This window comes from Catenuloplanes atrovinosus, assembly GCF_031458235.1.
In the GTDB taxonomy this organism is placed as follows: Bacteria; Actinomycetota; Actinomycetes; order Mycobacteriales; family Micromonosporaceae; genus Catenuloplanes; species Catenuloplanes atrovinosus.
The window spans coordinates 6,125,309-6,140,000 of the sequence record NZ_JAVDYB010000001.1 but is presented as its reverse complement, the minus strand read 5'-3'; the positions used below and the strand labels follow the sequence as shown (position 1 = coordinate 6,140,000).

General features: G+C 70.7%; 6 protein-coding genes and 2 rRNA genes (1 of these 8 only partly in view). 6 read left to right on the top strand and 2 right to left on the bottom strand.

What is annotated here, in order from left to right; all coding sequences use genetic code 11:
• The 5 genes from J2S41_RS27145 to J2S41_RS27125 form a co-directional block, all read left to right on the top strand.
• Positions 1-2,854, top strand: a 23S ribosomal RNA gene (locus J2S41_RS27145) (it extends 222 nt beyond the left edge of the window).
• A gap of 86 nt (positions 2,855-2,940) precedes the next feature.
• Positions 2,941-3,057 (top strand): 5S ribosomal RNA (gene rrf / locus J2S41_RS27140).
• A gap of 91 nt (positions 3,058-3,148) precedes the next feature.
• Complete coding sequence (locus J2S41_RS27135) at positions 3,149-5,773, top strand: valine--tRNA ligase (protein ID WP_310371731.1); 2,625 nt, start codon at positions 3,149-3,151, stop codon at positions 5,771-5,773.
• A gap of 88 nt (positions 5,774-5,861) precedes the next feature.
• Positions 5,862-7,187, top strand: a complete 1,326-nt coding sequence (locus J2S41_RS27130; RefSeq protein WP_310371730.1) for a bifunctional folylpolyglutamate synthase/dihydrofolate synthase — start codon at positions 5,862-5,864, stop codon at positions 7,185-7,187.
• Positions 7,184-7,540, top strand: a complete 357-nt coding sequence (locus tag J2S41_RS27125) for a DUF4233 domain-containing protein (protein WP_310371728.1) — start codon at positions 7,184-7,186, stop codon at positions 7,538-7,540. Before J2S41_RS27130 ends, J2S41_RS27125 begins: the two co-directional genes overlap by 4 nt.
• On the opposite strand, the gene J2S41_RS27120 is transcribed toward J2S41_RS27125, so the two are convergent.
• Together J2S41_RS27120 and J2S41_RS27115 are read right to left on the bottom strand one after the other, a co-directional pair.
• Positions 7,537-8,754 (bottom strand): glycosyltransferase 87 family protein, encoded by a 1,218-nt coding sequence (locus J2S41_RS27120; protein ID WP_310371726.1) that lies wholly within the window; start codon positions 8,752-8,754, stop codon positions 7,537-7,539. The two genes, J2S41_RS27125 and J2S41_RS27120, sit on opposite strands and share 4 nt — an antisense overlap.
• Complete coding sequence (locus J2S41_RS27115; RefSeq protein ID WP_310371724.1) at positions 8,730-14,039, bottom strand: VOC family protein; 5,310 nt, start codon at positions 14,037-14,039, stop codon at positions 8,730-8,732. The genes J2S41_RS27120 and J2S41_RS27115 overlap by 25 nt, the downstream gene beginning before the upstream one ends.
• A 174-nt stretch (positions 14,040-14,213) precedes the next feature.
• Between J2S41_RS27115 and ndk the strand changes: the two genes are divergently transcribed.
• Positions 14,214-14,639 (top strand): nucleoside-diphosphate kinase, encoded by a 426-nt coding sequence (ndk, locus tag J2S41_RS27110; RefSeq protein ID WP_310371722.1) that lies wholly within the window; start codon positions 14,214-14,216, stop codon positions 14,637-14,639.
• The last annotated feature ends 53 nt before the right edge of the window (positions 14,640-14,692 follow it).

Sequence of the window (14,692 nt, the reverse complement as noted above, 5' to 3'; positions counted from 1 at the left end):
GAAAACAATACGTGATTCCGTGAGTAGTGGCGAGCGAAAACGGATTTAGCCTAAACCGAGTGTGCGTGATACCTGTCAGGGGTTGCACCTTCGGGGTTGTGGGACCATTTTCCAAGCACTGACATGTTTGGCAGAAGTTACAAAACTCTTGGTTAGCGGAACAGTCTGGAATGTCTGGCCGTAGACGGTGAAAGTCCGGTACGTGAAAATCGAGAGTCTTCTGGGATGGCACCCGAGTAGCAGCGGACTCCTGAAATCTGCTGTGAATCTGCCAGGACCACCTGGTAAGGCTGAATACTTCCTGGTGACCGATAGCGGACGAGTACCGTGAGGGAATGGTGAAAAGTACCCCGGGAGGGGAGTGAAATAGTACCTGAAACCGTTCGCCTACAATCCGTCGGAGCCTTGAGGGGTGACGGCGTGCCTTTTGAAGAATGAGCCTGCGAGTTAGTGGCATGTGGCGAGGTTAACCCGGGTGGGGTAGCCGTAGCGAAAGCGAGTCTGAAGAGGGCGTCTGAGTCGCATGTTCTAGACCCGAAGCGGGGTGATCTAGCCATGGGCAGGCTGAAGCGCGGGTAAGACCGTGTGGAGGGCCGAACCCACCAACGTTGAAAAGTTGGGGGATGACCTGTGGTTAGGGGTGAAAGGCCAATCAAACTCCGTGATAGCTGGTTCTCCCCGAAATGCATTTAGGTGCAGCGTTGCGTGTTTCTTGCCGGAGGTAGAGCACTGGATGGCCTAGGGGCCCTACAAGGTTACTGAAGTCAGCCAAACTCCGAATGCCGGTAAGTGAGAGCGTGGCAGTGAGACTGCGGGGGATAAGCTTCGTAGTCGAGAGGGAAACAGCCCAGATCGCCAGCTAAGGCCCCTAAGCGTGTGCTAAGTGGAAAAGGATGTGGGATCGCATTGACAACCAGGAGGTTGGCTTAGAAGCAGCCACCCTTTAAAGAGTGCGTAATAGCTCACTGGTCAAGTGGTTCCGCGCCGACAATGTAGCGGGGCTCAAGTACACCGCCGAAGCTGTGGCATTCACCATTTATGGTGGATGGGTAGGGGAGCGTCGTTCAGCGGGTGAAGCTGCCGGGTGACCGAGTGGTGGACGCTGGACGAGTGAGAATGCAGGCATGAGTAGCGAATGAAGGGTGAGAATCCCTTCCGCCGGATGACCAAGGGTTCCAGGGCCAGGCTAATCCGCCCTGGGTGAGTCGGGACCTAAGGCGAGGCCGAGAGGCGTAGTCGATGGACAACGGGTTGATATTCCCGTACCCGCGAAAGAGCGTCCCTGCCGAACCCATCTGTGCTAACCACGCAAACCAGCGGCGGTCTTCGGATCAATGTTGGGGAGTCTGGGATCCTGGGTGGTAGTAGGCAAGCGATGGGGTGACGCAGGAAGGTAGCTGAGCCCGGTGAGTGGTTGTGCCGGGGTAAGCGTGTAGGCCGTGTCATAGGCAAATCCGTGACACATGTAGGCTGAGACGTGATGCCGAGCCGATTCAGGTGAAGTCAGTGATCCTATGCTGCCGAGAAAAGCCTCTAGCGAGTTCTTAGCGGCCCGTACCCTAAACCGACACAGGTGGTCAGGTAGAGAATACCGAGGCGACGGGTGAACTGTGGTTAAGGAACTCGGCAAATTGCCCCCGTAACTTAGGGAGAAGGGGGGCCGGACGCGTGAAGCCCCTTTGCGGGTGGAGCGTGGTATGGCCGCAGAGAGCAGGGGGAAGCGACTGTTTACTAAAAACACAGGTCCATGCGAAGTCGTAAGACGATGTATATGGACTGACGCCTGCCCGGTGCTGGAACGTTAAGGGGACCGGTTAGCTCTTCGGGGCGAGGCTGAGAACTTAAGCGCCAGTAAACGGCGGTGGTAACTATAACCATCCTAAGGTAGCGAAATTCCTTGTCGGGTAAGTTCCGACCTGCACGAATGGCGTAACGACTTCCCCACTGTCTCAACCACAGGCCCGGCGAAATTGCAGTACGAGTAAAGATGCTCGTTACGCGCGGCAGGACGGAAAGACCCCGGGACCTTTACTATAGCTTGACATTGGTATTTGGGTTGGCTTGTGTAGGATAGGTGGGAGCCGGTGAAGCTCGGACGCCAGTTCGGGTGGAGGCAATCTTGAAATACCACTCTGGTTGATCTGGGTATCTAACTTCGGGCCCTTATCGGGTTCAGGGACAGTGTCTGGTGGGTAGTTTAACTGGGGCGGTTGCCTCCTAAAGGGTAACGGAGGCGCCCAAAGGTTCCCTCAGCCTGGTTGGCAATCAGGTGTTGAGTGTAAGTGCACAAGGGAGCTTGACTGTGAGACTGACGGGTCGAGCAGGGACGAAAGTCGGGACTAGTGATCCGGCACTTGCGTGTGGAAGCGGTGTCGCTCAACGGATAAAAGGTACCCCGGGGATAACAGGCTGATCTTCCCCAAGAGTCCATATCGACGGGATGGTTTGGCACCTCGATGTCGGCTCGTCGCATCCTGGGGCTGTAGCAGGTCCCAAGGGTTGGGCTGTTCGCCCATTAAAGCGGTACGCGAGCTGGGTTTAGAACGTCGTGAGACAGTTCGGTCCCTATCCGCCGCGCGCGTAGGATACTTGAGAAGGGCTGTCCCTAGTACGAGAGGACCGGGACGGACGAACCTCTGGTGTGCCAGTTGTCCTGCCATGGGCATGGCTGGTTGGCTACGTTCGGAAGGGATAACCGCTGAAAGCATCTAAGCGGGAAGCTCGCTTCAAGATGAGGTATCCCACCCACTTGTTGGGGTAAGGCTCCCAGTAGATGACTGGGTTGATAGGCCGGAGATGTAAGCACGGTAACGTGTTGAGTTGACCGGTACTAATAGGCCGAGGACTTGACTACAGTCCTTAAGCGTAGATGTTTGCGTCCACTGTGTGATGTCTGAGCAAACAACCGTGACCTATTTCCGGTTGATATGTTCATAGTGTTACGGCGGTTATAGCGGAGGGGAAACGCCCGGTCACATTCCGAACCCGGAAGCTAAGCCCTCCAGCGCCGATGGTACTGCACTCGGGAGGGTGTGGGAGAGTAGGACACCGCCGGACTTCTTCATGATCAGGGCCACCCCATCCGGGGTGGCCCTGATGTGTTTCACCCCGAGACGGGCACTCCGCCGCAGGTCCGTAGAATCGACGGGTGACCGATACGACGGATGCCCGCACGACCCCGACCACCGAACTCCCCAGCCAGTACGCGCCGGCCGAGGTAGAGCAGCGGCGGTACGAGACGTGGGTATCCAACGGCTACTTCGCGGCCGATCCGGCGAGCGACCGGCCGCCGTTCGCCATCGTGATCCCCCCGCCGAACGTGACCGGCTCGCTGCACGTCGGCCACGCGCTCGACCACACCATCCAGGACTCGATCATTCGCCGCAAGCGGATGCAGGGCTTCGAGACGCTGTGGCTGCCCGGCATGGACCACGCCGGCATCGCCACGCAGAACGTGGTGGAGCGCCAGCTCGCCGCGACCGGGCAGTCCCGCCACGACCTGGGCCGGGAGACGTTCGTCGAGCGGGTCTGGCAGTGGAAGGCGGAGTCCGGCGGCGCGATCCTCGGCCAGATGCGCCGGCTCGGCGACTCCGTCGACTGGAGCCGCGAGCGGTTCACCATGGACGAGGGCCTGTCCCGCGCGGTCCAGACCATCTTCAAGAAGCTGTACGACGACGGCCTGATCTACCGGGCGAACCGGATCATCAACTGGTGCCCGCGCTGCCTCACCGCGCTCTCCGACATCGAGGTCGAGCACAGCGACGACGACGGCGAGCTCGTGTCGATCCGCTACGGCGACGGCGAGAACGCGATCGTGGTCGCCACCACGCGCGCCGAGACCATGCTCGGCGACACCGCGGTCGCGGTGCACCCGGACGACGAGCGGTACAGGCACCTCGTGGGTACGGAGGTGGAGCTGCCGCTCACCGGCCGGCGCATCCCGATCGTGGCGGACGAGCACGTCGACCCGAGCTTCGGCACCGGCGCGGTGAAGGTCACGCCGGCCCACGACCCGAACGACTTCGAGATCGGCCAGCGGCACCAGCTGCCGAGCCTGACCATCATGGACGAGCGTGGCGTGATCTCCGCGCACGGCCCGTTCGAGGGCCTGGACCGGTTCGAGGCGCGCCCGGCGATCGTGGCCGCGCTGCGCGCCGAGGGCCGCATCGTGGCGGAGAAGCGCCCGTACGTACACGCGGTGGGTCATTGTTCTCGGTGTAAGACCACCGTGGAGCCGCGCCTGTCGCTGCAGTGGTTCGTGAACACCACGCCGCTCGCGCAGGCGGCCGGCGACGCGGTGCGTGACGGCCGGGTCCGGATCGAGCCGCCGGAGCTGGCCAAGCGCTACTTCGCCTGGGTCGACAACATGCACGACTGGTGCATCTCGCGTCAGCTGTGGTGGGGCCACCGCATCCCGGTCTGGTACGGGCCGAACGGCGAGATCGTCTGCGTCGGCCCGGACGAGGAGCCGCCGGCCGGCGACGGCTGGACCCAGGACGAGGACGTGCTCGACACCTGGTTCTCGTCGGGCCTGTGGCCGTTCTCCACGCTCGGCTGGCCGGAGCGCACTCCCGAGCTGGAGAAGTTCTACCCGACGTCCGTCCTGGTCACCGGCTACGACATCCTGTTCTTCTGGGTCGCCCGGATGATGATGTTCGGGCTGTACGCGATGGACGGCAAGCAGCCGTTCGACGTGGTCGCGCTGCACGGCATGGTCCGCGACCAGTACGGCAAGAAGATGTCGAAGTCGTTCGGCAACGTGGTCGACCCGCTGGACTGGATCGACCGGTTCGGTGCGGACGCGACCCGCTTCGCGCTGGCCCGCGGGGCCAACCCGGGCTCGGACGTGGCGGTCTCCGAGGAGTGGACGCAGGGCTCGCGCAACTTCGCGAACAAGCTGTGGAACGCGACCCGGTTCGCGCTGCTCAACGGCGCGACGGTGGCGGGCGGCCTGCCGGCCGAGCTCTCGACCGTGGACCGGTGGATCCTGTCCCGGCTGCACCACGTCATCGCGGAGGTCGACGAGCACTTCGACGCGTTCGAGTTCGCCAAGGTCTGCGACGCGCTCTACCACTTCGCCTGGGACGACGTCTGCGACTGGTACGTCGAGCTGGCCAAGCCGGTGCTCCAGGCCGGCGGTCCGGCGGCGGAGGCCGCCCGGCGGGTGCTCGGCGAGGTGCTGGACAACCTGCTGAAGCTGCTGCACCCGATCATGCCGTTCGTGACCGAGGAGCTGTGGGTGGCGCTGACCGGCGGCGAGACGATCGTGCGGGCCGCGTGGCCGGTCGCGGTCCCGGCGCTGGTCGACGACGCGGCCGAGACCGAGGTGGCGACGCTCCAGCGGGTGGTCACCGAGATCCGGCGGTTCCGCTCCGACCAGGGCGTGAAGCCGACCCAGCGGGTCACGGCGCGGCTGGCCGGGCTGGACGCGGCCGGGATCGCGGCGCACGAGTCGCTGATTCGCTCGCTGGCCCGGCTCGACCCGGCCGGGGACGGGTTCGCGGCGTCCGCGACGCTGGCGGTCTCCGGCGACGTGACCGTGGAGCTGGACACGCGCGGCACCATCGACGTGAAGGCGGAGCGGGCGCGGCTGGAGAAGGACCGGGCCGCCGCGGCCAAGGAACAGGCCCAGTGCCAGGCGAAACTCGGCAACGAGGCGTTCGTCGGCAAGGCACCGGAGGCCGTAGTGGCGAAGATCAAGGACCGTCTCGCCGCGGCCGAGGCAGACTTGGCCCGGATCGCGGCCGCGCTCGAGGCGCTGCCCGCGAGCTGAAGCTTCATCCTCCGCCGCGCGCCACGCGCGGCGGAGGCCCTCTGTCGCGTCTGCGTGGCAGAGCCGCGAAACGAGACCGGAAGTCGGCATGAGCAGTTATCAAGAGGCGGTGGCCGCGCTCGATCAGCGCGGCTTCACCCGGATGGAATTCGACCTCGGCAAGATCGAGGATCTGCTCGACGTGCTCGGGAGCCCGCAGCGGGCGTACCCGTCGATCCACCTGACCGGCACGAACGGCAAGACGTCGACGGCCCGGATGATCGACTCGCTGCTGCGCGCGTACGGGCTGCACACCGGCCGGTACACCAGCCCGCACCTGGAGTCGGTGCGCGAGCGGATCAGCCTGGACGGCGAGCCGGTCTCCGAGGAGCGGTTCGCGGCCGTCTACACCGAGATCGAGCCGCTGGCCGAGCTGGTCGACGCCCGGTCCGCGGAGCCGCTGACCTACTTCGACATGACCACCGCGCTGGCGTTCGCGACGTTCGCGGACGCGCCGGTGGACGTGGCCGTGGTCGAGGTCGGGCTCGGCGGCGCGGAGGACGCCACCAACGTCATCCAGGCCGGGGTCTGCGTGATCACGCCGATCGGCCTGGACCACCAGGAGTGGCTGGGCGACACGATCGAGGACATCGCGCTGGCCAAGTCCGGCATCATCCACGCCGGCGCGACCGTCATCACGGCCGTGCAGGACGAGGAGGCGGCCGGCCCGCTGCTGGAGCGGTGCGCGGAGGTCGGCGCGACCATCGCGCGGGAGGGCGGCGAGTTCGGCGTGATCGAGCGCGCCGTCGCGCTCGGCGGCCAGATGCTCAACCTCCAGGGCCTCGGCGCCCGGTACGACGAGATCTTCCTCCCGCTGCACGGCGAGCACCAGGCGCAGAACGCGGCGGTCGCGCTCGCGGCCGTGGAGGCGTTCCTCGGCGCCGGCAGCGCCAAGCAGCTGGACATCGAGATCGTCCGCGAGGGGTTCGCGAGGGTGGACTCGCCCGGCCGCCTGGAACGGGTCCGGCACGCGCCCACCATCCTGGTCGACGGCGCGCACAACCCGCACGGCATGGCGGCCACGGTCAAGGCCGTCGAGGACGAGTTCATGTTCCGCAACCTGGTCGGCGTCGTCGCCATGCTCGGCGACAAGGACGTGGCCGGCGTGCTGGAACTGCTCGAACCGGCCGTCTCCGAGCTGATCATCACCCGCAACTCGTCGCCGCGCTGCATGCCCCCGGAGCAGCTCGCCACCATCGCGGACGAGATCTTCGGCGAGGACCGGGTGCACGTGCTGCCGGAGATGCCGGACGCGATCGAGCGCGCGGTCGAGCTGGCCGAGTCCGACACCGAGGGCGGCATGAGTGGCGTCGGCGTGCTGATCACCGGCTCGATGGTGACGGTCGCGGACGCGCGGGCGCTGCTGAAGCGATGAGTACCCCGGAGAAGAAGCCCTCCGGGCTGCGGAACCCCGAGGGCGCGGTACGCGGGCTGGGCGCCGGCACGCTGATCATGGAGGCCGTGGTCCTGCTGCTGGCGATCCAGCCGATCCGGCTGCTCGGCGGCGAGCTCGGCCCGGTCGCGATCGGGCTGGTCATCACGCTGACCGTCGCCGCGATCGGGCTGGCCGGGCTGATGCGGCGGCCCTGGGCCTGGCACGGCGGCAGCGCCATCCAGATCGCGCTGCTCGCCGGCGGCTTCCTGCACTACGCGCTGGCCGTGCTCGGCGTCATCTTCGGCCTGGTCTGGCTGTACGCGCTGCACGTACGCCGAACGATCCTGTCCTAGCGGCGGGCGCCGGCCGGCGCGGTGGCCGTCCGCGGGTGCGGGACGGCGGGCGGCCCGCCGGCCACGGCACGGGCGAGCCCGAGACCCGCCAGACACACGGCCACCGTGGCCAGGGCCCGCGCGTTGTCACCCAGGAACTGCACGCCGGGGTACGCACCGGCGGCGCGGCACAGCGCGCCCAGCGAGACCACGGCGGTGAGCAGCAGCACCGCACCGCCGATCCGATGACTCCGGCGGCCGGGCGCGGCGAGCAGCATGATCGCGGCCAGGGCCGGCCACACCTGGTGGTGCGTCCAGGAGACCGGTGACGCGGCCACGGTCGCGCAGCCGACCAGCACCGCGGCCCGGCCCGCCTCACCGGCCGCCCACGCGCGGCGGGCCCGCCACAGCGCCACCGCGCAGACCGCGGCGGCCAGCGCGAACCAGAGCGGCGTGAGCAGGTGACCGGGCACGTCCGCGCGCAGCAGCACGCCGTTGATCGACTGGTTGCCGGTGGAGGCCAGGTCGCCGATCCGGGACGTGCGCACGACCGTGCCGGACCAGTACGTCAGGCTGTCCGCCGGCAGCGCGAGCGCGCCCAGCACGCCGCAGCCGAGGAACGTGGCGATCGCGCGTACCGCCGGAAGGGTCTGCCTCGACGCCAGCAGATGGAGCACGAACAGCAGCGGGGTCAGCTTGATCGCGGCCGCGACACCGATCAGCACGCCCCGGTGGCGGGCGGGCGTCAGGCCCGCGGCGTCGGCCAGCGCCATCAGCACCAGGAACACGCTGACCTGCCCGAACCGCAGGTTGCTCTGCGCGGACGCGGTGACCAGCACGGTGAGCGCGATGCCGGGCGCCAGCGGGCCGGTGAGCCGCGACCCGGGACGGACCAGGCGGGCCGTGACCAGGCCGAGCGCGGCCACCACCGCGGCCGTGCCGGCCAGCCAGACCAGGCGCAGCGCCGGCTCCGGGGCCCAGGTCAGCGTCAGGAACAGGACCGCGGCGAACGGAGGGTACGTGAACGGGCCGCCGTTCTCCGCCACGTACCCGTACAGCGCGTCGCCCGCCCGGACCGCCTCCGCCGCACCGTAGTAGATGTGCAGGTCGGACAGGCGGTCGTCGGGCGGGCGGTGCAGGACGAGAACCGAGGAGACGACCGCGGCGGCCACGAACGCCGCCCACAGCGCGGCCGCCGGGACGAATCGGGTCAAACGGGCGGGGCGGTCCTCCATTGGGACACCGTAATGCCATTTCCGTCCGGGTCGGAGAACGCGGCCGCCCACAGCTCCAGCTTCTCGCCGCGATTCACCGCCCGGGGTTCGTGCACGAACGAGACGCCCTTGCGGCGCAACGCCTCGTACACCGCCTGCACGTCGCCGACCTCCAGGTTGAGGTGCACCGTGCGTACGTTGACCGGCAGCGACTCGGAGACGGTGCGCAACACCAGCCGGGTGTCCCCGGAGGCCAGGAACACGTTCCGCTCGCCGCGGTCGATCTCGTGGAAGCCGAGCACGTCCCGGTAGAACTCGATCGACCGGTCCAGCTCGGTGACCAGGATCGTGATGCCCACGCCGTGGATGCCGCCGGTCGCGCCGGGGCGGGCGCTCGGGTACGCCGTGATCAGATCGTCCAGCGCGGCGACGTCGGGCTCGTCCGCGAACCGGGACCGGGCCGGGACCTCGTCCGGCGCGCGGTGCGCGCCCCGGCTGAGCGGCCGATCGGGGGCGGTGGCCGGGTCGACGTCCCGCCAGCCGACCGTGCCGATCCCGGACACGCGGCCGGCGTCCAGCTCGGACTCCGGCGCGGCGTGGGCGCCGTTGACGGTGCGGTCGCCGGTTTCACCCGCCGTGCCGGTCTCGGGGACCGCGGGCTCCGTGGCGTCGTCCTCGCCGTCGGATGCGGGCGCGGCGTGGCCGCCGGGCGAGGCGAGCAGGGCGGCCGGCGGGAGGTCACCGGTGCTCCACGGGCCGGGCACGACCTGGGCGCCGAGCACCGGCCCGAGGTCGCCGTCGTCGGACATCGGCCCGGTCCCGGCGGTCTCCGTGGTCTCGCCGGGGCGGGTGTCCGCGGCGGGATCGGTGCCTTCCGGCTCGGGCGCGGGAGCGGCGTCGTCGGTGGTTGTCTCGGGATTCTCACTGCTCACGTCACGAGAGATGGTGTCCGCATCCTCGTGGGGCGGGGCGTCCGCCGCGGGTGCCTCGGTCTCCAGCGGTGGCAGGGAGTGCGGGGAGATGAGGGTCATCTCGATCGTGGTGGTCCGCTTCGGCAGCCGCGGGCGGCCGATCTTGTTCCCGGCCGGCCGCTGAGCCCGCGGATTCGCGGCCGTCGATTGGGTGGGGTCCGACTCCTCGCCGGGCCGGGAGAGGTCGGTGGACCGGTCCGGCACGGTGGGCCCGACCGGGCGGCCAGGGTGGGCGGTCGGCGGGGCCGTGGCCGAGGCGTGGTCGACGTCCGCGCCGTCGCCCGGACCGGCCGGCCGCGGGTCCTCGGTAGGTTCGGACGTGACCGGTGCGCTCGGCCCGGCCTCGGCCTCGTGGCCGGCCGCGCCCGGCGGCACGAAGCGCGCGGACGGGCCGTCCCCGGCGCCCGGGGAGTCGGCCTGCCCGGGATCGGGCGCGGTCAGGTCATAGGGCATCGGACTGGCCGGGATGGTACGGCCGGTGCCGGCCGGCGGGGGAGTACGCCGAGCCGCTCCAGGCGGCGTGGACCACGCCGACTCACCGGGCCGCGGCGCCTCGGCGGGGCGCTGCGCGTCGGCGGGGCGCTGCGCGTCGGCGGGGCGCTGCGCGTCGGCGGGGTGCCGAGGCTCGGCCGGCTGGCGCGGCGCGGCGGGGCGCCGGGGATCATCGGACCATGCCGGGTCGGTGGGCCGCGCGGCCTCCGCGGGACGCGAGGCGGCGGCCGCACCCAGCGCGGCACCCGCGGCCGCGGCGGCACCGGTCACCCACGGAGACGCGGTCGTGCTGGAAGGGCGCTCGGCGCTCGACGGGTGGTCCGGGCTGCCGGGCCGATCCACGCTGGTGGCGTGGCCGGTGCCCGATGGGCGATCCACGCTGGTGGCGTGGTCGGTGCCGGACGGCCGATCCGCGCTGGTGGGGTGGTCGGTGCCCGGCGGGCGATCCGCGCTGGTGGGGCGGACTGTCCCGGACTGTCGATCCGGGTCGGCGGAGTCGGCGGGCCGCGGCGTGCTGGCCCACGCGATGCGGTCCCGCACGCTGCCGCGACCGGCCGTGGTGTCCCGGTCGCGCGGGTCGGTGCGTCGGCGGCGGGGCAGTTCGGAGACATCGACGGCGTCGTCCCGGGTGCCCGGGGCGTCCGTGCCGGTCGCGGTGGAGGGGGAGACCGGAGAAGTCCCCGCCGGAGCCGCGGCGACGTCCGTGGCGCGCTCGTCCCGGTCCACCGGGCGACCGCTCGGCGGCGCGGGCGCGGCGCCCGCCGAGGACTCTTCGCTGCTGGCCACGGGTGCCGTGTGGACCGGGCCGGCACCGGTTCCGCCGCCGGGGGCCGGACCGTCAGCGGTGTCGGCCGTGGAGACCGACGGATCGGTGAGCGGAACGGGATCCGAGCCGGGAGCCACGCGTCCGCCGGGCACGACACGGCCGGTGGGCGGCGACTGAGGGCCGTCGTCGAGCGGGATGTCGACATCGTCGTGGAGCGACAGATCGATGTCGTCGTCGGCAGGCGTCGTCGCCTCGGCATCCGCGGCGGCGGAACGCCCTTGAGGGGAGGGACGATCCGTGGTTTCCGCCTCAGCCGCGCGACCTGCGGTGGCGGTCTTGGTCTCCGCACCCGCGACGGGTCGCACGCCGGGCACGGTGGCACCGTCGGTCGGGATCGGCCGCACGCCGGGCGGGGTGGCGCGGTCGGTCGGGATCGGCCGGACGCCCGAGGGCCGGCGGTCCGGGTCAACGGCCGTGTCGCCGGTGGACGCGTCCTCGGCCGCGCCGGATGACGTGCGGTCGCCGCGGTCGAACGTGGTGCCGAACTCCGCGAAGAACGCGTCGGCCTCGCGGTCCTCGGACCTGGCCCGGTCGCGATCGGATTCGGCAGACGGGCCGGACTCGCGACGGGGTTCGGCAGACGCGCCGGACTCGCGACGGGGTTCTGGGGACGCGCCGGACTCGCGGTCGGGTGCCGTGAAGCCCCGGGCCGCAGCGGCTGCACCGGCGGCGGCACCGGCTGCCGCGGCGGCTGCGGTGCCCGCGGACTTCCCGGTGCTCGTCGAGGCGTCGGTATCCGGCCCGGCCGTGCTGTCGGGTCGTGCCGTTTCGGGCCGCCGGTCGGCCGGTGGCTCGCCGTCGATCGGGATGTCCAGGTCGTCGAGCGGCTCTCGGTCCGGTGCGGCACGCTCCGGCGGCGGCGCGACCCGCCCGCCCGGTGACGGCCGCCGCTCGCCGGGTGCCGGCCGCGGGCGGGGCGCCGCCGGCCGTTCGTCGATCGGGATGTCGAGTTCGTCGTCGACCGGTGCGGTGGCCGCGGCGGACGGCCGAGGCGCGGTGGCCAGCTTGCGAGCGGCCGGACCGTCGTCACGGGCATCGCCCGGACCGGTCAGCCGGTTGATGAGGCCCTTCACCCCCGCGATGAAGCCCTTGACCGGGCCTCCCTCCGGGGGACGGCGGGCGTCCGCCGGGCCGGGACCGGTCCGCGCGGCGGACCGATCATCCAGGTCCGCGCCCCGGCCGGAAGCCGGAGCCTCGTCACCCGGCACGTCCCCGGCGTCGGCCGTCTCCCGTTCGGCACGTCCCGCCGCGTCCTCGGCTCCCCGCGCCGCGGAGGGCGCCGCGACCAGCGGTCCGTCGACGGCGACATCGGCCGGTCCCGTGATCCGCCGGGACACCGGATCGCCCGGCCGGGCACCGCCCGCGTCCGGGTCGGCCGCGGGTTCCTCGACCGGTCGCGCCCACTCCGACCGCGGCTCATCGTCCGGTTCGGACGCGAAGCGGTCCCGTGCGGACGGCCGCTCCTCGGGAGCGTCCTCCGCCTCGTGGTCGCCGCCCTCCGGTTCCCGTTCCCGCCGGTTGCGGAACCGGGACGCCGCGACCGCGCCCACGGCGGCGCCGGCCGCCGCCGCGGCCGCCGTCCGGAGCCCGGATCCCCGCGACGGCTCATCCGGAGTCTCATGGTCGGCGTAGGCCTCGTCGTCGACGTACGGCGACGGTGCCGCTACGTCCTCCTCATCGGCCCGCCGGTTCCGGGCCGCGGAGGACGAGGCGCGTGTGTCATCCTCCGCATCGTCGTCCGTGCTGCGCGGGCGGGCGGCGGAACGGCCCTCGCCGCGCGGCGACCGCGGCGAGTAGCCCTCGCCCGGGTCCGGGGCCGCGTCGCCGGCCACCCGCGGTGAATAGCCGGCCGACGGCGGCGCCGTCGACGCGGAGCCACGCGGCGAATACGCCGAGCCCATGTCCGGGTCCAGCTCCGACGCCGAGCGCCGCCGTGCGGAGTAGTCGCCGTCCGGCACGTCCAGGCCGGAGATCCGGGCGCGGCCCGCGTCCGTCACGCCCACCGAGGGCCGGTCGTCGTCCTCGTCCTGCTCGGGCGCGGTGGGCGGCGGCGAGGACCAGGCGCCCTCCAGCGGGATGTCGGTGTCCGGGTCGCGGTCGTCGTCGTCCCAGGCGGGCGCGGACCGGGCGCCCGGTGCGGGCGGCGGATCCGCGAGCGCGGTGCCGGTGGGGTGACCGGCGGACGCGGCGTCGGTACGGTGCGGGCGGGGCCGGCGGGCGCGGTGCGGCAGCGGGGAGACGCCGGTGTCGTCCTTGGCGACGAAGCTGCCCTCCAGCACTATCGCGCCGCCGGGCGTCTCGCGGATCACCACCGGGTTGGGCCGCTCGTCCTGCGGGGTGCGGCCGTGTGGGATGTCGGCGCCGGCCGGGGTGCCGCCACCGTCGGACGGGGGCGGCTCCGGCGGGTAGGAGTCGGCCGCGTACGGATCGGGCGCGTACGCCTCGTCGGTGTAGAGCGGCGTCCCGCCCGGGTTGTCCTCCGCGCGCCGGTCCCACGGCGTCTGCTCCGCCTCGCGCAGCAGGTCGTCCACGTCGTCGGGCTGTCCCAGGAACGTGGCCTCGCCCATGCCGGCCGCGGCCTCCGCGTGGGTGAGCACGTCGTCCCACTGGATCCGCGCGTACCGCATGTCGTCCATCGCCACCACGACCGGCAGCAGCGCGCCCGGGTCGGGCCACTTGCTGACCGGCACGCGCGGGTCGCGGATGCGCACGTCCGCGATGGGCAGTCCGGGCGCGTCGATCCGCACCTGCATCTCGGCCCGGCCGTACTGCTGACCGATCGGCGCCTCGGAGATGCTGCGGACCTCGGCGGTGCCCTGGACCAGCGCGCGCGGGCCGCGACGCATCACGTTCGTCACCAGCAGGCTGATGGCGAGCACGAGCAGCGCGATGCCGAGCGCCGCGATCGGCCAGCTCGCCATCCCCGCGCCGAACAGCATGATGAACACCGCGATGGTGCCGAGGACGGCCGCGCTCACCTTGCGGATCGGCGCGATCGGTCGGGTACCGTTCGCCACAGTGGACCTCCTGGGAGTGTTGAAAACCAGGCTAGGCCGGTTCGGAGGGGGATGGGAAGGGCCAGGTCATCCGCTGGGTGACGGCTGCCCCGCAACCTGCGGCTATTAGTCTGAGTACCCAACGTCACGCCGGTTCCATCGGGAACGCGGTGATCCATCCCAGGAGGCAGTTCGGTGTCCACCACCACCCCGGCCGAGCGCACGCTCGTTCTCCTCAAGCCCGACGCGGTCCGCCGCGGTCTCGTCGGTGAGCTGCTCGGACGGTTCGAGCGCAAGGGCCTCACGATCGACGCGATGGAGCTGCGCACGATCGACGGCGCCGCCGCGGACGCGCACTACGCCGAGCACACCGAGCAGCCGTGGTACCCGCCGCTGCGCGCGTTCGTCACGTCCGGCCCGCTGGTCGCGCTGGTCCTCTCCGGCGACGAGGCGATCACGGTCACCCGCGCGCTGATCGGCTCCACCGACGGCCGCAAGGCCGCCGCCGGCACCATCCGCGGTGACTTCTCGCTCTCCAACCGCGAGAACCTGGTCCACGCCTCCGACTCCCCGGAGAGCGCCAAGCGCGAGATCGACCTCTGGTTCCCGGGCCAGGCCTGATTTCCCGCCGCATTTCCCGCCGCGCGAAAGCCGCGTGGGCCACTTCCGGCCCG

Coding starts and splice junctions, on each gene's coding strand:
- J2S41_RS27130 (WP_310371730.1), top strand. CDS start 5,862: ATGAGCAGTTATCAAGAGGCGGTGGCCGCGCTCGATCAGCGCGGCTTC.
- J2S41_RS27125 (WP_310371728.1), top strand. CDS start 7,184: ATGAGTACCCCGGAGAAGAAGCCCTCCGGGCTGCGGAACCCCGAGGGC.
- J2S41_RS27120 (WP_310371726.1), bottom strand. CDS start 8,754: ATGGAGGACCGCCCCGCCCGTTTGACCCGATTCGTCCCGGCGGCCGCG.